Genomic DNA, 19,274 nt, shown 5'->3' with positions numbered 1-19,274 from the left:
GGCACCTCGCGGCGTTGCCGAAACGTCCCAATAGCTCCGCTATCAGGACGCTCCGGCGCCTTGCGATGCACCGCACCAGACGCCGCGGCCTTTCCGACCCTGACCCATCGGACAGACCCTAGAGCTCGACCTCGCGCATCAGCATCCCGACCTCGGTGTTGGTCATCCGGCGCAGCCAGCCCGACTTCTGGTCGCCCAGCGCGATCGGGCCGAAGGCGGTACGGACGAGCTTGTCGACCGGGAATCCCGCCTCGGCGAGCATCCGGCGGACGATGTGCTTGCGGCCCTCGTGGAGCGAGACCTCGACCAGGTAGTTCTTGCCGGTGTTCTCCACCACCCGGAAGTGGTCGGCGCGGGCGTAGCCGTCCTCCAGCTGGATGCCGTCCTTGAGCTGCTTGCCCAGGTCACGCGGGAGCGGGCCCTGGATCGCGGCGAGGTAGGTCTTCTTCACGCCGTAGCGCGGGTGCGTCAGACGGTGGGCCAGCTCGCCGTGGTTGGTGAGCAGGATGATGCCCTCGGTCTCGGTGTCCAGCCGGCCGACGTGGAAGAGCCGCGTCTCACGGTTGGTGACGTAGTCGCCCAGGCACTGGCGGCCGTCCGGGTCCTCCATCGTGGAGACGACGCCGGCCGGCTTGTTCAGCGCGAAGAAGAGATACGACTGGGTGGCGACCGTCAGGCCGTCGACCTTGATCTCGTCCTTCTCCGGGTCGACCCGGACACCCTGCTCCATGACGATCTGCCCGTTGACCTCGACGCGCGCCTGCTCGATCAGCTCCTCGCAGGCCCGCCGCGAGCCCATACCGGCCCTGGCCAGCACCTTCTGCAGCCGCTCGCCCTCCTGGTCGCCGAAGGTCTTGGGGGTCTTGATCTGCGGCTTGCTGTGGCGGGCGCGGTTGCGCTCCTCGATCTGGGCGTCGAGCTCACGGGGCCGCGCGGGACCCTGGCCGCGGCCACCCTGCGAAGCGCCCTTGCCGCCGGTGCGGCCCGGCTTGGAAGCGGCGCCGGTACGCGGGCCGCCCTTGGCGCCGCCACGGGCTGCAGCGCCCCGGCTGCCGGTCTTTCCGCCGCCCTTGCGCTCGTCACCGCCGGCGGATCCGCCCACGTCGTAGCGGCGCTCCTCGGGACGTGGCCGGCCCGCGCGCTGCTGCTTGTCGTCGCGCTGTCCCCCGCTCTTCGACCGGGAGGCGCCGCCCCCCGCGCCCCGGGGGTTGCCCCTGCCGCTGTCCTTGTTGTTCCTGCCGCTGCCGCTGCTTCGCATCAATGATCCGTCTGAGAGTCGCCGCTGTCGTCTACGTCGAACGACGGGATACCTTCCAGCGAGTCGCCCTCGACCGCGTCCGCCTCCGGGAGGAACGGTGCGAGCTCCGGGAGCTCGTCCAGGCCGCGCAGGCCCATCCGCTCCAGAAAGTAATTCGTCGTCCTGTACAGGATCGCACCTGTTTCAGGTTCCGTTCCCGTCTCCTCCACCAGACCGCGCTGGAGGAGCGTGCGCATCACACCGTCGCAGTTCACGCCGCGGACGGCGGAAACACGGGAACGGCTGACCGGCTGACGGTACGCGACCACGGCCAGAGTCTCCAATGCGGCCTGGGTGAGCCGGGCCTGCTGGCCGTCCAGGACGAAGCTCTCCACCGCGTCCGCGTACTCGGCGCGGGAGTAGAACCGCCAGCCGCCGGCCACCAGCCGCAGGTCGAAACCGCGCCCCTGGCGTGCGTAGTCGTCGGACAGCTCGCGCAGTGCCAGCGCGACCGCCCGGCGGGGCCGCTGGAGCACCTTGGCCAGGTGCTCCTCGGTCGCGGGCTCGTCGACGACCATGAGGACGGCCTCCAGGGCGGGCTTCAGCGCCAGCTCGGCGACGCCGAGCGCCCCGGCGGGGGCATCCGCATCCGGTGCGTCCGGGCGCTCCCGGGAACCGTTCCCCGGTGCACTCTCGGTGACGTCGTACGCCTCGCGGGACTCGTGTACGTCGCTCACGTCCGCTCCTTCTCTTGCGGCCCGTCCGGTTCCGCCTCGGCGGCGGGCTTGCCCGGTTCCTGGTCGAACTCGTCCGTGACGACCGGCTCGGCGCCCTCCGCGCCCGTCCAGCGGACCGTCAGCGCCCCCAGGGCCTCCTCCTGGTCCAGGATGACCACCCGCTCCCGGTAGAGCTCCAGCAGGGCGAGGAAGCGCGCGACGACGGTGAGCGTGTCCGGCGCGTCCGCGACCAGCTCCTGGAAGCTGGTCTCGCCCGCCTCCCGCAGTCGCGCCATCACCACCTCGGCCTGCTCGCGCACGCTCACCAGCGGCGCGTGGATGTGGTCGACATACACCTGCGGCTTGGCCTTGGGCTGCATCGCCTTCACCGCGAGCTTGGCGAATCCCTCCGCCCCGATGCTGATGACGACCTCGGGCAGCAGCTCGGCGTACTGCGGCTCCAGCCCGACCGTACGGGGATGACGCCGCGCCTCATCCGCCAGCCGCCCGCTGAAGATGTCCGCGATCCGTTTGTACGCGCGGTACTGGAGCAGCCGGGCAAAGAGCAGATCGCGGGCCTCCAGGAGCGCGAGATCCGCCTCGTCCTCCACCTCGGCGGCGGGCAGCAGCCGGGCCGCCTTCAGATCGAGCAGGGTCGCCGCGACGACCAGGAACTCCGTGGTCTGGTCCAGATCCCAGTCCGGCCCCATGGCCCGGATGTGCGCCATGAACTCGTCCGTCACCTTCGACAGCGCGACCTCGGTGACGTCCAGCTTGTGCCTGGAGATCAGCTGCAGGAGGAGATCGAAGGGGCCCTCGAAGTTGGCCAGCCGGATGGTGAACTTGCCGTCGTCGCCCTCGCGGGGCGCGGCAGGCGGCGGCTGGGACTCGTCGGAGCCATGGGGTGGGCCGGGGGCATCCGGCTCCTCGGCGGCCTCAGGTTCGTCCGGGACCTGCGGCTCCTCGGGCGCCCCGGCGGCCTCCGGTACGGCGGGGGCCGCAGGCTCCTCGGGCGGCTCCACCGGAGCCTGTGGCGCCTCCGGTACGTCGGCCTCCGGCCGCTCCGTCTCCACGGCCGCCGGTGGCTCCTCCGCCGGACGGCCCGCGCCCGGCCCGCGCCCGAGGGTGCGGCGGGCGCGGGGTGAACGGGCGTCGTTGTTGGTCGTCGGCATCGCGGTCCATGGTGCTTCGGTCCCCGTGCCGGGGCGACGGGCTGGTCACGGCCGGGACTCCCACTGGATGGTCCAGGGGGCAACACCGGCCGAGGAGGCAGGCTATCCCGTCGGCCGCGCGCCACCGGGGACGCCGCACGCGGCGCGGGGCACCAGGGCCTTTCCGACCCTGACCCATCGGACAGGCCCCAGGGACGCCGGATGCCCCTCAGCGCCCGCGCAGCCGCCGTACCAGGATGCTGGCGTCGCCGCGCGACTCCAGGTCGGCGAGGACCACGGCGACCGCTTCGCGGACGATCCGGCCGCGGTCGACGGCGAGACCGTGCTCACCGCGCAGTACCAGGCGCGCGTGTTCGAGGTCCATGAGCTCCTCGGCGGAGACATAGACGGTGATCTTCTCGTCGTGCCGTTCCCGGCCGCTGGGGCGCCGGTTGGCGCCGCGCCCGGCGCCACGGCGGCGGCCCTGCTGGCCGACCTGGGCGGCCGCCGCGGCGGCATCCTGCATGGTCTGGCCGGACTGGCCGGCCGGGGACCGGCGGCCCTGCTCGCCCTCCGCGTCCGTCTCACGGCCACCGTGCTCGGACGGAGCCGCCGTGCGCGCGCCGCCGTCCGCGGGCGGGGCCTCGGCGGCGTCGCTCTCCGGACGCCGCTGCCGTACCGCGGTGGGCGTCTCCGGCGCGTCCGCGGCCGCATCGGACTCGCCGGCCGGTCCGGGCACCCGGGGCGCCTCGCCGTTGGCCGCGGACCCGTTGGCGGTGCGGCGGGGAGACGAGGACTGCAGCCCCATTCCCCCGGTGGTGCGGAACAGTTCGTCGGCTCCGGGCAGACTCACTCGGCGTGACACCGGGCGAGCACCTCCCTGGCGAGCTGACGATAGGCGGCGGCACCGACGGAGTTGGAGGCGTACGTGGTGATCGGCTCGCCCGCGACGGTGGTCTCGGGGAAGCGGACCGTACGGCCGATGACGGTGTGGTAGACGTGATCGTCGAAGGCCTCCACGACGCGCGCCAGGACCTCGCGGCTGTGCACGGTGCGGGAGTCGTACATGGTCGCCAGGATGCCGTCCAGCTCCAGCTCGGGGTTGAGCCGCTCCTGGACCTTCTCGATCGTCTCGGTGAGCAGCGCCACACCGCGCAGCGCGAAGAACTCGCACTCCAGCGGGACGATGACCTTGTGAGCCGCCGTCAGGGCGTTGACGGTGAGCAGGCCGAGCGAAGGCTGGCAGTCGATGACGATGTAGTCGTAGTCGGCCAGCAGCGGCTTGAGCGCCCGCTGCAATGTCGACTCGCGCGCGACCTCGCTGACCAACTGCACCTCTGCCGCTGACAAATCGATATTGCTGGGCAGCAGGTCCATGTTGGGGACCGCGGTCTTGAGGAGCACCTCGTCGGCCGACATGCCCCGCTCCATGAGCAGGTTGTAGACCGTCAGGTCGAGCTCCATCGGGTTGACGCCGAGTCCGACCGACAGGGCGCCCTGCGGGTCGAAGTCGACGAGCAGTACCCGTCGTCCGTATTCGGCGAGTGCGGCACCCAGGTTGATGGTCGAGGTGGTCTTGCCGACCCCGCCCTTCTGGTTGCACATCGCGATGATCTTGGCGGGGCCGTGCTCCGAGAGTGGTCCCGGGATCGGGAAGTACGGGAGCGGGCGCCCGGTGGGGCCGACGCGTTCGCGCCGCTGGCGCGCGGCGTCCGGCGCGAGCGTGGCCGCGTATTCGGGGTCCGGCTCGTACTCGGCGTCCGGATCGTAGAAGTGCCCCTCGGGCAGGTCGTCGTAGTCGGCGAGACGGGCGGATTCTCCACTGCCCCGGTCGCCGGCCATGGCGTTCACGTGATGGCCGTCCATGCTTTGGTGGGCTGTCGTGGTCATGCTCTGGTGGGTTGCGAAGGTGTGGACCGCTACGGAGCCGACAGCCTCGCGCCCCGAGGGACCCATGCCCCGTGCAACCGCTCCTGGTTGACCACCTCCGGGAGAAAATGTCGACTCATTCACAAGTCGTCTTACCTCCTTGGATGTGACCAGGAAACTTATCGATAGGTCAGCGTGACACCATGCCGACGGTTGGCGACTCTATGGCGTGTCGGGCGTCCGCAGCAACACAATCCACCGGACCCGGCCCGATGTGTCGGTAACCGAACCCCTCAATGTCAAGGGCGCGAGCGGTATCGGCCCGTTGTTTCGGGGGTGCGCGAATCTCTCAAAGGGTTACGTTCACGGCGAGTTGAGAGATCGCCGCGCGGCGCCGGTCGCGCGGCGTGTCGCACACGCGACCGGCCGGGCCTTGTCGACAAGGCCCGGCCGGTTATGCGGCATTGACGCGCGCGATTGACGCCTCAGCCGAGGAGCGTGCGCAGTTCGACGGTCTCCAGGCCGTGTGCCTCGGCGACGGGGCCGTAGACCACCTTGCCGTCGTGCGTGTTCAGGCCCTTGGCCAGCGCCGGGTCACGGCGCAGCGCCTCGACCCAGCCGCGGTTCGCCAGCTCCACGATGTAGGGCAGCGTGGCGTTGGTGAGGGCGTAGGTGGAGGTGTTCGGGACCGCGCCGGGCATGTTGGCGACGCAGTAGAAGACCGAGTTGTGGACCTCGAAGGTCGGCTCGGCGTGCGTGGTCGGCTTGGAGTCCTCGAAGCAGCCGCCCTGGTCGATCGCGATGTCGACAAGGACACTCCCGGGCTTCATCTTGGCGACGAGCTCGTTGGTGACCAGCTTGGGGGCCTTGGCGCCGGGGATCAGGACGGCACCGACGACGAGGTCGGCCTCGATGACGGCCTTCTCCAGCTCGTAGGCGTTGGAGACGATCGTCTGCACCTTGGTGCCGAAGATCTTGTCCGCCTCGCGGAGCTTGTTGATGTCCCTGTCGAGCAGGGTGACGTGGAAGCCGAGGCCCACGGCGATCTGCACGGCGTTCCAGCCGGAGACGCCGCCGCCGATGACGACGGCCTTGCCCGCGGCGACACCGGGGACGCCGCCGGGCAGCACACCGCGGCCGCCGGCCTGGCGCATCAGGTGGTACGCGCCGACCTGCGGGGCGATCCGGCCCGCGACCTCGGACATCGGGGCGAGCAGCGGCAGCTGGCGGCCGGCCGTCTCGACGGTCTCGTAGGCGATGGCGGTGGTGCCGGACTCCAGCAGCGCGTCCGTGCACTCACGGGAGGCCGCGAGGTGCAGGTACGTGAACAGGGTCTGGTCCTTGCGGAGACGGTGGTACTCCTCCGCGATCGGCTCCTTGACCTTGAGCAGGAGGTCGGCGGTGCCCCAGACCTCATCGGCGGTGCCGAGGATGGTGGCACCGGCGGAGACGTACTCCTCATTCGTGATGGACGAGCCGAGACCGGCGTCCTTCTCGATGAAGACCTGGTGGCCATGGCGGACGAGCTCGTTCACTCCGGCGGGCGTGATAGCCACGCGGAACTCGTTGTTCTTGACCTCGCGGGGGATGCCGACCTTCACGTCGATCACGGTCCTTGAATGAGTGCTTGCAGGAGGAATTATCCCCTCATGCGATGCATGACGGAACTGACCGCGCCGTACGCGGCCCGCCCAGTCTATTGAAGGATCTCTTGTTGTCTAGCCTTGCAAAGCATCAATTTTCATGAGCACCACCACCGATTTCGCAGGCTAATCGGGGTGATCTTCGAGAAGACGATCTCCTATGGACCGGTGGAGCCCCGCCGCTGCTGGGTCGCCGAGCCGCTCAAGGGTGTCCGCAATCCGAAGGCGCAACGCCGCTTCCAGGTGTCCGTCGCCCGCGCTCCGGGCGATTTCGACGGCTTCGAGACCGGTCCGCAGCCCCTCCTCGGGCCGGCCCGCACTCTCCTGGACCTGTGCCACCTCGCCGGTCGCCCGCGCCTGCCCCGCCGAATCGCCGGCCCTGCGGTACGTCCGCGCGGCCGCCCGCCATTCCCTGAGCGCCTCGCCCCAGCGGCCCGCCCGGCTGTGCGCGTCACCGATCCGTCCGTGCAGCCGCGCCGCATCGGCCCCCTCGCCCCGGGTGAGCCGCAGCTCCAGCGCCCGCCCGTACCAGTCCGCGGCCCGCTGCCAGTCGCCCAGCTCGGCGTATGTGGCGCCCAGCGACTCCAGGGCCCGGCCGGTGGCCACCGGGTCCTTCACCGAGCGGGCCGCCTCCAGCGCGCCCCGGTAGCGGGTGAGCGCGTCCGAGGTACGTCCGGACTGGCCGTCGAGGTCCGCGAGATTGAGCAGCGCGGCCGCCTTCTCGTACGCCAGGCCGCGCCGTTCGGCGACTTCCAGGACCAGTCCGTGCAGCGCATAGAGGTCGGGCGCGGCCGCCTCCGCGCCCTCGTGCGCGATCAGCGTCCGGGTCAGCGCGGCCATCAACCGCCGGTCCAGGGTGTCCAGTTCACCGTCCGCGACGGCGATCCGGGCGGCATCCAGCAGCACGGTGCGGCGGCTGCGCAGCCAGCCCGCGGCCACCGCCTTCGAAACGAAGCGGAGCGAGCGCGGCAGCCCCGAAATCTTCTGGCGCGCAGGGGAGTCGGCCGGCTCGCCCATCGCCCGGCAGGACTGGAGCAGCCGTACGGTGCGCTCCAGCATGCGCGCGCGGGCCAGCTGGATGTCGGCGGCCCGCTCGTGTTCGTGGAGCAGGGCCCGCACCAACGGGTCGAGACAGCCGGGCAGACGGAACTGGGGGCGCGGCGCGGAGTCGGAGGCATCGGCGGCGGCCCGGTCGCCCGCGGTGGCGCCCGCTTCGTCGACCGGCCGCAGCAGGCCCAGCGCGGCGAATTCGCGCAGTGCCGTCCCGGCCACCGCGACCGAGCAGCCGGCCAGCGCGGACGCGATGTGCGCGTCCACCAGGCCGCCGGGGGCCAGGGTGATCAGTCGGAGTATCCGGGCGGCGGACGGCGGCAGCGCGCCGTACACGAGATGGAACACCCGGTACAGCGGGCGGGCGGCGGTGGACAGATCACCCGGCAGCGGGACCTCGCGCAGCGCGTTGCGCAGATCGGAGACCGAGCACTTGGGCCGGGCCGCGAGCCAGCCGCCGGCCAGCACCAGGGCGGCGGGCTGGCCGCGGCACTCCTCGGCGACCGCCTCCGCGGTCCTCGGGTCGACGGTGATCCTGGTCGGGCCCGCGTAACGGCTGAGGATCTCGACGGAGGCGGCACTGCCCAGGCCGCCCAGGGCGCACGGCCGAACGTCCGGAATACCGGTCAGCGGGCCCTGGGAGACCACCACGACCAGGCAGTCCGGGGCGTCGGGGAGCAGCGGTTCGACCTGTTCGGCGCCCGGGGCGTCGTCCAGGAAGAGCAGCGCGTGGCGCGTGGCGAGCGCGCCGCGCAGACGCTCTGTCAGCTCGTCCTCGGCGGCGCCGGGCGGGGCGTCGACGCCGAGCGTGGCGAGCAGTTCGCGGGCGATGTGGTCGGTGGCCACCGGTTCGCCGCCCGGCCCGGTGAGCACGGCCCGCAGCACCCCGTCCGGGTAGTCGCCGGCGAGCTCGCGGAGCAGTTCCTCGGCGAGTTCGGTGCGGCCGGAGCCGGGGCGGCCGGCGATCAATAGCACACGGCTGCGGGATCCTTTGCGGCCGGAGAGGGTGTCGAGACCGGCGCATTCAATGTCGGCGTGCAGTGCCCTGAGCTCACGGCGGCGGCCGGTGAACCAGGCGGGCGGGGGTGCCACGGCGGCCGCGGGGACGGTGGTTCCGGTGGGTGCGGGGCCGTCTGCGGCAGCCTGGAGGCACCCCGATGCCCGCTGGTCACGCGTCGCGGTCCCGGGCGGCCCCACCGCCTCCGGCGGGAGGTGCCCCCCGCCCACCGCCTGATCCGTCACCGGCCACGCTCCCGTCCACCTGCGCGTACGAGCCCGCCGCGGGCGCGGACGGGAACGTGACCGAGCGTAGTTCACGAGCCGTCACGGCCCCTGCGGAGCAGGGCGGTTGAGTCACCCGATCGGTTCACCGGATCATCTGACCGGTTCACGAACGAGGGATGCCGCCGCCCGGCCGCTGGACGAGTAATTCCGGTGTCCCCTCATCCGCCCGGATCGAGGGGCAGAAGGGACATAAGGCTTACTCGTCCAGGGCCTGTCCGATGGGTTAGGCCGGAAAGGCCCTAGGCCTCGAAAGGACGGGCCGGCCACTGCGCGTCGGCCGGCCGCAGCGCGTCCAGACCGTCGCCGCTCTGGGCCGCGGTGAGCGCCAGCACTCCCACGACGAGGCAGTTGTTGTGCAGCTCGCCGGCGAGCACACCGCGGACCAGTTCGGCCTGCGGCACCCGCGCCAACTCCATGTCGGCCTCCTCCTCGGAGACCTCGAACCGCTCGCCCTCGGCCTCTGACAGCTCCCGGGCGAGGAAGATCCGGACGGCCTCGTCGCAACCGCCGGGCGTCGTGTAGACGTCGGCCAGCACCCGCCAGTCCTCGGCCTTGACGTGCGCCTCCTCGTACAGCTCCCGCTGCGCCGCGTGCAGCGGGTTCTCGCCTGGGATGTCGAGCAGCCCGGCGGGGATCTCCCACAGCTTCTGGCGTACCGGGTGGCGGTACTGGCGCAGCACCAGCACCCGGCCCTCGTCGTCCAGGGCGAGGACCGCCACCGAACCGGGGTGGACCTGGTAGTCACGCGTGACGGTGGAGCCGTCCGGCATGACCACCTCGTCGGTGCGCACGCTGGTCTTGTTCCCGGTGAACGGCGTCGTGGTCGCGGTGACCGTCCACTCCTCGGGGGTGTCCTTGATCGCCATGGCGCGTCCTCCTGTGTGTGCCTGTACCAACGCAGAAACCGGGGCACGACCTCGATGAGGCCGTACCCCGGCAACCGTATCCGTCGCGGAATCCCTACTTCGCGATACCCGTCTTCCGCGCGACCGCGGCCTTCACCAGGCCCGCGAACAGCGGGTGCGGGCGGGTCGGGCGGGACCGCAGCTCCGGGTGCGCCTGGGTGGCGACCAGGTAGGGGTGCGTCTCGCGCGGGTACTCGACGTACTCGACGAGCTTGTTGTCCGGCGAGGTGCCGGAGAACAGCAGCCCGGCCTTCTTCTCCAGCTCACCGCGGTAGGCGTTGTTGACCTCGTAGCGGTGGCGGTGCCGCTCCTCGACGTAGGGCTGGTTGTCGTACACCTCGCGCACGATCGAGCCCTCGGCGAGCTTGGCCGGGTACATACCGAGCCGCATCGTGCCGCCCATATCGCCCTCACCTGCGACGATGTCCATCTGCTCGGCCATCGTGGAGATGACCGGGTCGGCCGCGGCCGGGTCGAACTCGGTGGAGTTCGCGCCCTCGATGCCGGCCAGGTTGCGGGCCGCCTCGATGACCACGCACTGCAGGCCCAGGCACAGACCGAGCAGCGGCAGCTTGTTCTCGCGGGCGTAGGTGATCGCGCCGACCTTGCCGTCCACGCCGCGGTCGCCGAAGCCGCCGGGGATGCAGACGGCGTCGCAGTCCGCGAGCTGCTCGGCGGCTCCGGCAGGGGTCCGGCAGTCGTCGGAGGTGACCCACTTCACCTTCACGCGGGCCTTGTTCGCGAAGCCGCCGGCCCGCAGCGCCTCGGTGACCGAGAGATAGGCGTCCGGCAGGTCGATGTACTTGCCGACCAGCGCGATCTTGACCTCGTGGTCGGGGTTGTGGACGCGGTCCAGCAGGTCCGCCCACTGGGTCCAGTCCACATCGCGGAAGGGCAGGTCCAGCTTCCGGACGACATAGGCGTCCAGGCCCTCGGCGTGCACGACCTTGGGGATGTCGTAGATGGACGGCGCGTCCGGGCACGCGATGACCGCGGCCTCGTCGACGTCGCACATCAGCGAGATCTTGCGCTTGATCGCGGTGGGCACCTCGCGGTCGGCGCGCAGCACGATCGCATCGGGCTGGATACCGATGTTGCGCAGCGCCGCGACCGAGTGCTGGGTCGGCTTGGTCTTCAGCTCACCGGACGGGCCGATGTACGGGAGCAGCGAGATGTGCACGACGAAGACGTTGTCCCGCCCGACCTCGTGGCGGACCTGGCGGACGGTCTCCAGGAACGGCAGCGACTCGATGTCGCCGACCGTGCCGCCGACCTCGGTGATGACGACATCGACGTCGTCGGTCGCCATCCGCCGGATGCGGTGCTTGATCTCGTTGGTGATGTGCGGGATGACCTGCACGGTGTCGCCGAGGTACTCGCCGCGCCGCTCCTTGGCGATCACGGTGTTGTAGACCTGGCCGGTGGTCACGTTCGCGGAACCGTCGAGGTCGACGTCCAGGAACCGCTCGTAGTGGCCGATGTCCAGGTCGGTCTCGGCTCCGTCGTTGGTGACGAAGACCTCACCGTGCTGGAACGGGTTCATCGTTCCGGGGTCGACGTTGAGGTACGGGTCGAGCTTCTGCATCGTGACCCGCAGGCCGCGCGCCTTCAGGAGCGCACCCAGGCTGGAGGCGGTGAGCCCCTTGCCGAGCGAGGAGGCGACGCCCCCGGTGACGAAGAGGTGCTTGGTCGTCGTGGATTTGGGCGGCATGGCCAAGAGGGAGCTCCCGTGGTCGCGAGGTGGAGAGGTGCGAAGCGCCACCGACCTGAGATTCAGGGGGTGCGTTCACTGCGGTTCGGGGGTGCCGTGACATCTGCCGTGACGTCTGTGGGTCCCACCGGTCCACGGGGTACCAGGCTATCAGCGACCGGGCATGGTCGCTCCCGGCCACGCACGTGCCCTTTCGCGTGACCTTTCCGTGACCGGGCCACCCGATCGGACCACCCCACTCCCCGCGAGCGGCGAGCGGATCACCCGCGTGCGTCGTATCCTGCTCGGACACTCGCAACGAGCCGTCCGGGAAGGCACCACCCCCGCCCGATTTCCGGTCCCGCTGCTCGGCGACGTTTCATGGGCAGGACGGACAGATAACACGTCCCATGGGGGGCGTCACTCCAGTTCGACGGGAGATGCACGTGGCCGGGCGCATTGAGGACTACGCACTCATCGGCGATATGCAGACCGCCGCTCTAGTGTGCCGGGACGGCACGGTCGACTGGCTGTGTCTGCCGCGCTTCGACTCACCGGCGGTCTTCGCGGGGCTGCTGGGCACCGAGGAGCACGGATTCTGGCGGATGGGGCCCGCACGCGCGCCCGGGAGCCGGCCGATGCCGGCCGACCGCCGCCGCTACCGGGGCGATTCGCTCGTCCTCGAATCCGAGTGGGACACCCCGCGCGGCACGGTACGGGTCATCGACTTCATGCCGCCTCGCGACGGCGCACCGCAGGTGATCCGCATCGTGGAGGGGGTGAGCGGGCGCGTCCCGATGCGCTCGGAGCTGCGGATGCGGTTCGCCTACGGCTGGGTCGTGCCGTGGGTCCACAAGGTGGACCACCGTACGGTCGCGGTCGCGGGCCCGGATTCGGTGTGGCTGGACACCTCCGTGGAGACGTACGGCAAGGATCTGACGACGTACTCCGACTTCACGGTCTCACCGGGCGAGCGGATCGCCTTCACGATCAGCTGGCAGCCCTCCCACCACCAGCCGCCGGCCCTGCCGGAACCGGAGGCGTCGCTGGAGGCCACCGAGGACTTCTGGCGCGAGTGGGTCGAGCACTGCACGTACCACGGTCCGTACCGAGATGCGGTGGTGCGCTCCCTCATCACGCTGAAGGCGCTGACGTACGCGCCGACCGGCGGCATCGTCGCCGCGCCGACGACCTCCCTGCCCGAGTGCATCGGCGGCGTCCGCAACTGGGACTACCGCTTCACCTGGCTCCGGGACGCCGCGATCACCCTGTCCTCCCTCCTGCGTACCGGCTACCGGGAGGAGGCACGGGCGTGGCGCGAGTGGCTGCTGCGGGCGGTCGCCGGCGACCCGGAGAACCTGCAGATCATGTACGGCATCGCCGGTGAGCGGGAGCTGGGCGAGAACGAGCTCAACTGGCTTCCGGGGTACGAGAATTCGCAGCCCGTGCGGGTCGGCAACGGCGCCGCCGGCCAGCTCCAGCTGGACGTCTACGGCGAGGTCACCGAGGCGCTGCACCTGGCGCACATGACGGGCCTGGCCCGCAACGACTACGCCTCGGTGCTCCAACTGAAGCTGATCCGCTGGGTGGAGAAGCACTGGGACGAGCCGGACGAGGGGATCTGGGAGGTCCGCGGCCCGCGCCGGCACTTCGTCCACTCCAAGGTCATGACCTGGGTCGCCGTCGACCGCACCGTCAAGCTGATCGAGTCCGGGGACGTCGACGGCCCGCTGGAGCGGTGGAAGGACCTGCGCGAGACCATCCACCGCGATGTGTGCGAGAAGGGTTACGACAAGGAGCGCAACACCTTCACCCAGTCCTACGGCTCGCAGGAGCTGGACGCCTCGCTGCTGCTGATCCCGCAGATGGGCTTTCTGCCGCCGGACGACAAGCGCGTCATCGGCACCATCGAGGCGATCCAGCGGGAGCTGGGCACCGAGGACGGCTTCGTGCTGCGCTATCCGACGTCCGGCGAAGGGCTCGGCGTGGACGGCCTCGAAGGCGACGAAGGGGCCTTCCTGGCCTGCTCGTTCTGGCTCGCCGACGACCTCGCGATGATCGGCCGGGTGGACGAGGCCCGCAAGCTCTTCGAGAAGCTGCTCTCGCTCCGTAACGACCTCGGTCTGCTGGCGGAGGAGTGGGATCCCCGGCTCAAGCGCCAGGTGGGCAACTTCCCGCAGGCGTTCAGCCACGTTCCGCTGATCGACACGGCACTGCGGCTGACCGCGAGCGGGGCATACGGGGGCGGGTGACCGGCCGCCTCCTGGAGCGTGCGGACGTGCCGGGCGGGCGGGGCCTCTTGCCCTGCCCTCCCGGCACGTTCCGGTTCAGGGCCGCAGCGGTCGGCCGCCGTGGCCGGCAGGTCAGAACGGGGTCAGCGTGAGGGTGATCTCCTTCGGGGCGCCGTCCTCGATGTACGAGGCGAACCCGGCGACGTCGTCGAAGGCAAAGCCGTACGCCCTGCCGTCCTCGGTCGCCGCGTGCATGGCCTTGGCGTAGTGATTGGTGAGCCGCTCCTGGTAGAAGGCGGCCGGGTCGGTGGTGGGCTGGTCGGCGTGCGAGAGGAGCGTGGAGCGGTTGAGGGCGGCGCCCAGGATGGCGGCGACGGGGCCGAGGGTGCCGTCGTTGGGGGCGGCGAGGGTGCCGTCGCAGAAGAGGACGTCGCGGGTGGAGGGCTTGTCGAACGAGACCGTGCCGGTGGGGGCACCTCCCTGGCCCTTAAGGCCTTGGGGGCCTGTGAAGGCCAGCTTGCCGCCGGTGACCCGGCCGGTGAAGGTGCCCGCGTTGGTGGTGACGGTCAGGTCCTTGGCCTCGTAGGCGGACCATGCCTCGTCGATGGCCGGGGCGAGATGGTCCTTGCCGAAGAGGCCGCTGTCCAGGCCGTGTCCCGGGGCGATGACCCGCTTGTCGTCGATGACCAGGGCGTCGAAGCCCTCGGCGCCCTTCACGTCGGCGAAGACCTTGGCGCGGGCGCCGTCCTTGAGTGTGCCGGTGGTCTGGTCCTTGGCCCCGGTGAGCTTGATCGCGAGGGGCACGCTGAACATGTCGACCATGGTGGTGTTGCAGTACATGCCGCCGGAGTTGTACGTGAACTCGGCACAGTCGTGCAGGACGTCGTAGTTGGGGTCGGACGAGACCCAGCCCGCCGGATAGGCCAGCGCCGCCTTGCCGTTGCCGTCCTCGACGGCCTTGAACTTGAGCTTGCTGCCGAGCGCGGTGTAGATCCGGCCGGACATCTGGGGCAGTTGGAGGGTCGTGGTGCCGCCGGCGGCGAGCGGTATGGCGTAGTCGGTGAAGCCGTCCGAGCCGTTGTCGGCCATGGCGACGGGCTTGAGTTCGCCCTCCGGTGTCACGCGCACCTGCTGGGTGCCGTCGTTGCCGACGATGTAGATCCAGACCGAGGAGTTGGCGTACTCACCGGAGTTGTTGACGATGTGCAGAGGCATGCCGGCTGCGGACCGGCCGTCGGGGGCGGCGACCCGGCGGGTGGGGGCGGGCGTGCCGATGGCGCTGCCGGCCAGGGCGATTCCGGAGGCGGTGGCGGCGCCGGCGGCGAGGCCGCCGAGCAGGCTGCGGCGAGTGATCACGAGGTGGCTCCTTGCGGTGCGGTACGGGAGGTCTCGGCCTGACGGGACGGCGCGGGCCGACCGGACGGCGCGGCCTGACGGGACGACGTGGGCTGCTGGACGGAGACCGCGACATGGTCGACGAGGAGTGAGCCGCCGGGCTCGGTGGCGTCGGTGGGGGTGGCGGAACCCGCGACGCCGTCCGGGAACGCCCCGCCCATCGCGAGGTTGAGCAGCAGGAAGTGGCCGTGGTGGGTGGCCTTCGCCCAGCTGTCGGCATCCATCTCGGAGGAGTTGACGGTGTGGAACTTCTGGCCGTCGACGTACCAGTTGAGCGATTCCGAGGCGCTGTTGGTGCGGTCCAGTTCCAGCGCGTAGGTGTGGAAGCCGGCCTGGCAGGCGGTGTCCGGGCACTCGCGTGAATTGCCCTTGCCCTGCGTCTCGTTGCACGGCCCGCCCGGGTTGACGCCGCAGTGCAGCACGCCCCAGACCTTGTTGATGCCGTTGACGTTCTCCATGATGTCGAACTCGCCGATGCCCGGCCAGTTCCAGTAGGTGCCGCGGTAGTCGGCGCCGAGCGTCCAGAACGCCGGCCAGTAGCCGAGGGCCGCGTCACCGGAGACATCGGGCATCCGGATGCTCGCCTCGATACGGAGCTTGCCGCCGGCCGGTGCCGCGAAGTCGGTGCGCTGGGTCTCGATCCGGCCCGAGGTCCAGGTGGCGCCGTCCTTCCGGGCGGTGATCTTCAGGTGGCCCGCGCCGTCGAGCTGGAGGTTCTCGGGGCGGTCGGTGTAGGTCTGGCGCTCGCCGGTGCCCCAGTTGGCCGGGCCGCCCGGGTAGCCGGTGCCGGTGTCGATGATCCAGTCGTCGGCGGAGGGGCGCGATCCGGCGGCGCCGTCGAAGCCGGTACGCCAGACTTCCTGGAAGGCGGTGGGGGCCGCCTGCCCGGTGGGGCTCGTCTTCGCGCCGGGGGCGGCCGCCCCCGTGGGGGTCGTCTTCCCGGTGGGGGTCGCCTCCTGGGCGGCCGAGGCCGTCGGGAGGGTAAGGGCACAGGTGGTGGCGAGTGCGGCGCTCGCGGCGAGGAGCACCGCTCTCGTCCGGCTTCCGGCCCGATTCCCCATGCTCAGGTTCCTGCCTATTTTCATGCTCATGACATTCTCTCCTCGGCACAGTGGGGGAGTGAGGAGTTCCTTGGGGGTACACGTCGTGAGAGCGCTCTCATATCGTGTGCAGTGCACCCTGCCGACTCGACGGCACACCGTCAAGTCGCCGCGCGAAAAAAGGAGTTGGATGGTGCTGCATGGTGTCTGAACCGAATGGTCCACGACCGACTCTGGAGGCGGTCGCAGCGCTCGCCGGAGTCTCCCGCGCGACGGTGTCCCGCGTGGTCAACGGCGGTGCCGGCGTACGCGACGCGGTCCGGGAGAAGGTCCGCCAGGCGGTGACCGAGCTGGGCTACGTACCCAACAGCGCGGCCCGCTCGCTGGTCACCCGCCGCACCGGAGCGGTCGCCGTGATCATCGCCGAACCGGAGACCCGGGTCTTCTCCGACCCGTTCTTCGGCCGCCAGCTGCGCGGTATCAGCCGCGAACTGTCCGCGGCCGACACCCAGCTGCTGCTGCTCTTCGTCGAGCACCGTGACGACTACGCCCGCATCGGCCGCTATCTGGCGGCCGGACATGTCGACGGCGCGCTGATGTTCTCGCTGCACCGCGACGACCCGCTGCCCGGCATGGCCGAGGGTGCCGGGCTGCCCACCGTCTACGGCGGCCGGCCCGGCTGGGCGGGCGCCGAGCGCGCGCCACAGCCGCTCTACGTCGACACCGACAACCGCGACGGCGCCCGCCAGGCCGTACGCCATCTGCTCGGCCGCGGCCGCCGCCGGATCGCGGTGATCACGGGCCCGCTCGACCAGACCTCCGCGCTGGACCGCCTGGACGGCTACCGCGACGCCCTCGGCACGGCCGAGCCGGACCCGCGGCTGATCGCGGACGGGGCGTTCACGGCGAGCGGCGGCGAGCGTGCGATGGCTCAACTCCTGGACGCCGCACCGGACTTGGACGCTGTCTTCGCCTGCTCCGACCTCATGGCGAACGGCGCGCTGCGTACGTTGCGGGCCCGCGGGCGGCGGGTGCCGGACGATGTGGCGGTGGTCGGCTACGACGATCTGGAGCCCGCAGCCTGGGCGGACCCGCCGCTGACCACGGTCCGGCAGGACGTGGAGGAGATGGGACGGCTGATGGCCCGGTTGCTGCTGCGCCGACTGGGGCCCGGGGGCAAGGACACGGCCGACCTCGCACCGGTGATCACGGAGGCGCGGCTGGTGGTGCGGGAGTCGGGGTGAGGGGCGGGGCGGGTGAGGCGGATTCCGGGGAGCGCCGGGAGCGGCGCGGGGCCGCTGACGCCGCGCCACCGGCCCCGCGCCACCGGCCGCGCGATTCGGACCGCGCGGCTCCGGATACCGGACTCCGGGTACCGTTCGACGCCATGGGGCCGGAAGCGAAGATCGAAGCCGAGATCACGGTACGCAGGGCGCTGGAGCTGCCCGCGCTGCGGCGCGGCCTGCCGGAGGTGCTGGCCGGTGGCGACCGGCTGGACCGCCCGGTGCGCTGGGTGCACGCCGGCGAGGTGCCGCATATCGCCTCGCTGCTCAAGGGCGGCGAGCTGCTGCTGACCACCGGCCTGGGGCTGGGCGCCCGGCCCTCCGAGCAGCGCGCGTTCATCCGTAAGCTCGCGGACCGCGAGATCGCCGCTCTCGTGGTGGAGCTCGGCTCGCGTTTCGAATCGCTGCCCTCGGCGATGATCGACGCCGCCCGGGACTCCGCCCTGCCGCTGATCCAGCTGCACCGCGAGGTCCCGTACGTCACGGTCACCGAGGAGATCCACACCGAGATCATCAACAGCCACTACACGCTGCTGCGGCGGGCCGACGAGATCCTGCGGCGCTGTACGGACGTCCTGCTGCGCGGCGGTGGCGCCCCCGAGGTGCTCCGGCTGCTGGCCGTCTTCACGGGCAATCCGCTGTGCCTAGAGGCCCCCGACGGCAGCCCGCTCTACGCCGCGGGCCCGGAGGGCGACGACGACAGCGGCGGTCCCGCGGACGCCGACCCCCTGCTGGCCTGGGAGGGCCTGCGCGACACCGGCGTACGCATCGACGTCCCCGGGGGCGGCCACGGCCCCGACGCCGTCCGCGCCCGCCTGGTCCTGCTCCCCGTCAACGCCCCCGTGGCGCCGCTCCACCGGATCGCCGCCGAACGCGCCGCCGACCTCCTCGCCGTCGTCATGCTGCAGTCCCGCCAGGAGGAGGTGCTGGCCGCGCGCGGCCGCGGCGACTTCCTCGCCGACCTGGCCGAGGGCCGCATCTCCGCGGCCGAAGCACCCGCCCAGGCCCGCCTCCTGGGCTTCCGCCCCGGCACCGAACCCGTGCTCCCGGTGGTCATGCGGCTGCCCGCCGGCCTCCCCTCCCCCGGCAGTTGGGCCCTCCTCGCCCAGACCCTGCGCGAGGAACTCGCCCCCCTGGGAGTGCCCGTCCTGCTCGGCGTACGGCCCGTGGAAGGCCGGGCCCCGATGCTCGTGGCGCTGCGCGCCGGCCAGAGCCGTGACGCCCTCGCCGACCGGATCGCCGAGGCGCTGCGCGCCGGAGTCGTCCGCGCCGGACTCGACCGGCCGTCCACGCACCGCCCGGTGGTCGTCGTGGGTACGGCGGGCGACTGGGCCGCGGCGGGCCCTGGCCTGCGGCATGCGGCGGAAGCGGCGGCCGCGGCCCAGGGGCTCCCCGAACAGCCCTGGTACGACGCGCGCCGCCTGGACATCGAGCTGCTGCTGTGGCGGATGCGTGAACACGGCGAACAGGACGTCCTCACGGACTTCGTGGAACGCGCGATCGGCCCGCTGCTCGCCCACGACCGCGGCGCCCGCCAGCCGCTGCTGCCGACGCTGGAGGCGTATCTGGCGAGCGCGGGCCGCAAGGCCGAGACGGCCCGCGATCTGAACGTGAACCGGCAGACGCTGTACGACCGGCTGGCGCGCATCGCCCAACTGCTGGCCACGGATCTGGACGACCCTCAGACGGTCCTGGGCCTGCGGCTGGCCCTGCGCGCCCGCCGCCACACGGAGCGGCCGTAACCCGGCCGCGGACACCCGGGGGACGGCGCTGGAGTGGC

Annotated in this window: 14 protein-coding genes; 3 read left to right on the top strand and 11 right to left on the bottom strand. The window is 71.4% G+C overall.

Features of this window, described 5'->3' with window-relative positions:
• Positions 1-118 precede the first annotated feature (118 nt).
• The 9 genes from AB0I10_RS29910 to AB0I10_RS29870 all read right to left on the bottom strand — a co-directional run bounded on the left by AB0I10_RS29910 (position 119) and on the right by AB0I10_RS29870 (position 11,566).
• Positions 119-1,258 (bottom strand): pseudouridine synthase, encoded by a 1,140-nt coding sequence (locus AB0I10_RS29910; RefSeq protein ID WP_363155782.1) that lies wholly within the window; start codon positions 1,256-1,258, stop codon positions 119-121.
• Positions 1,258-1,848 (bottom strand): SMC-Scp complex subunit ScpB, encoded by a 591-nt coding sequence (gene scpB / locus AB0I10_RS29905; protein ID WP_363155786.1) that lies wholly within the window; start codon positions 1,846-1,848, stop codon positions 1,258-1,260. Before scpB ends, AB0I10_RS29910 begins: the two co-directional genes overlap by 1 nt.
• A 122-nt stretch (positions 1,849-1,970) precedes the next feature.
• Positions 1,971-3,125, bottom strand: a complete 1,155-nt coding sequence (locus AB0I10_RS29900) for a segregation/condensation protein A (RefSeq protein ID WP_363155781.1) — start codon at positions 3,123-3,125, stop codon at positions 1,971-1,973.
• A gap of 208 nt (positions 3,126-3,333) precedes the next feature.
• The gene (locus AB0I10_RS29895) at positions 3,334-3,957 is read right to left on the bottom strand and encodes a hypothetical protein (protein ID WP_363155785.1); all 624 of its coding nucleotides are present in this window, start codon (positions 3,955-3,957) and stop codon (positions 3,334-3,336) included.
• A complete protein-coding gene (locus AB0I10_RS29890; protein ID WP_363155780.1) occupies positions 3,954-5,060 on the bottom strand; it encodes a ParA family protein in 1,107 nt (368 codons plus the stop codon). Before AB0I10_RS29890 ends, AB0I10_RS29895 begins: the two co-directional genes overlap by 4 nt.
• 398 nt (positions 5,061-5,458) lie before the next feature.
• The gene (gene ald / locus AB0I10_RS29885) at positions 5,459-6,574 is read right to left on the bottom strand and encodes an alanine dehydrogenase (RefSeq protein ID WP_363155784.1); all 1,116 of its coding nucleotides are present in this window, start codon (positions 6,572-6,574) and stop codon (positions 5,459-5,461) included.
• Positions 6,575-6,742: 168 nt separating this feature from the next.
• The gene (locus tag AB0I10_RS29880; RefSeq protein ID WP_363155779.1) at positions 6,743-8,908 is read right to left on the bottom strand and encodes a tetratricopeptide repeat protein; all 2,166 of its coding nucleotides are present in this window, start codon (positions 8,906-8,908) and stop codon (positions 6,743-6,745) included.
• A 281-nt stretch (positions 8,909-9,189) separates the two neighbouring features.
• Positions 9,190-9,816 (bottom strand): NUDIX hydrolase, encoded by a 627-nt coding sequence (locus AB0I10_RS29875; RefSeq protein ID WP_363155778.1) that lies wholly within the window; start codon positions 9,814-9,816, stop codon positions 9,190-9,192.
• Positions 9,817-9,910: 94 nt separating this feature from the next.
• Positions 9,911-11,566: a CTP synthase gene (locus tag AB0I10_RS29870; RefSeq protein ID WP_363155777.1), complete on the bottom strand. Its 1,656-nt coding sequence runs from the start codon at positions 11,564-11,566 to the stop codon at positions 9,911-9,913.
• A 419-nt stretch (positions 11,567-11,985) separates the two neighbouring features.
• Between AB0I10_RS29870 and AB0I10_RS29865 the strand changes: the two genes are divergently transcribed.
• Positions 11,986-13,797, top strand: coding sequence for a glycoside hydrolase family 15 protein (locus AB0I10_RS29865; protein WP_363155776.1), 1,812 nt, complete (start codon positions 11,986-11,988; stop codon positions 13,795-13,797).
• 111 nt (positions 13,798-13,908) lie between these two features.
• Here AB0I10_RS29865 and AB0I10_RS29860 read toward each other — a convergent pair whose 3' ends face one another.
• Both AB0I10_RS29860 and AB0I10_RS29855 read right to left on the bottom strand, forming a co-directional pair.
• A complete protein-coding gene (locus AB0I10_RS29860) occupies positions 13,909-15,132 on the bottom strand; it encodes a beta-1,3-glucanase family protein (RefSeq protein ID WP_363155775.1) in 1,224 nt (407 codons plus the stop codon).
• Positions 15,129-16,262 carry a glycoside hydrolase family 16 protein gene (locus tag AB0I10_RS29855; RefSeq protein ID WP_363155774.1) on the bottom strand — a complete coding sequence of 378 codons (1,134 nt, stop codon included), beginning with the start codon at positions 16,260-16,262 and terminating at the stop codon, positions 15,129-15,131. The genes AB0I10_RS29860 and AB0I10_RS29855 overlap by 4 nt, the downstream gene beginning before the upstream one ends.
• Before the next feature lie 149 nt (positions 16,263-16,411).
• Here AB0I10_RS29855 and AB0I10_RS29850 point away from each other — a divergent pair, with 149 nt between their 5' ends.
• Complete coding sequence (locus AB0I10_RS29850) at positions 16,412-17,455, top strand: LacI family DNA-binding transcriptional regulator (RefSeq protein ID WP_363155773.1); 1,044 nt, start codon at positions 16,412-16,414, stop codon at positions 17,453-17,455.
• Between the two features lie 143 nt (positions 17,456-17,598).
• A complete protein-coding gene (locus AB0I10_RS29845; protein ID WP_363155772.1) occupies positions 17,599-19,236 on the top strand; it encodes a PucR family transcriptional regulator in 1,638 nt (545 codons plus the stop codon).
• The last annotated feature ends 38 nt before the right edge of the window (positions 19,237-19,274 follow it).

It is taken from the genome of Streptomyces sp. NPDC050636, from assembly GCF_040654775.1.
Lineage (GTDB): Bacteria > Actinomycetota > Actinomycetes > Streptomycetales > Streptomycetaceae > Streptomyces.
This window is presented reverse-complemented; position numbering and strand designations above follow the sequence as displayed.

What these genes read in the sequence shown, in the direction of transcription:
- AB0I10_RS29910 (WP_363155782.1), bottom strand. Translation starts at nt 1,258, where the DNA reads ATGCGAAGCAGCGGCAGCGGCAGGAACAACAAGGACAGCGGCAGGGGC.
- AB0I10_RS29900 (WP_363155781.1), bottom strand. Translation starts at nt 3,125, where the DNA reads ATGCCGACGACCAACAACGACGCCCGTTCACCCCGCGCCCGCCGCACC.
- AB0I10_RS29890 (WP_363155780.1), bottom strand. Translation starts at nt 5,060, where the DNA reads ATGGGTCCCTCGGGGCGCGAGGCTGTCGGCTCCGTAGCGGTCCACACC.
- AB0I10_RS29875 (WP_363155778.1), bottom strand. Translation starts at nt 9,816, where the DNA reads ATGGCGATCAAGGACACCCCCGAGGAGTGGACGGTCACCGCGACCACG.
- AB0I10_RS29870 (WP_363155777.1), bottom strand. Translation starts at nt 11,566, where the DNA reads ATGCCGCCCAAATCCACGACGACCAAGCACCTCTTCGTCACCGGGGGC.
- AB0I10_RS29865 (WP_363155776.1), top strand. Translation starts at nt 11,986, where the DNA reads ATGCACGTGGCCGGGCGCATTGAGGACTACGCACTCATCGGCGATATG.
- AB0I10_RS29855 (WP_363155774.1), bottom strand. Translation starts at nt 16,262, where the DNA reads ATGAGCATGAAAATAGGCAGGAACCTGAGCATGGGGAATCGGGCCGGA.
- AB0I10_RS29850 (WP_363155773.1), top strand. Translation starts at nt 16,412, where the DNA reads ATGGTGTCTGAACCGAATGGTCCACGACCGACTCTGGAGGCGGTCGCA.
- AB0I10_RS29845 (WP_363155772.1), top strand. Translation starts at nt 17,599, where the DNA reads ATGGGGCCGGAAGCGAAGATCGAAGCCGAGATCACGGTACGCAGGGCG.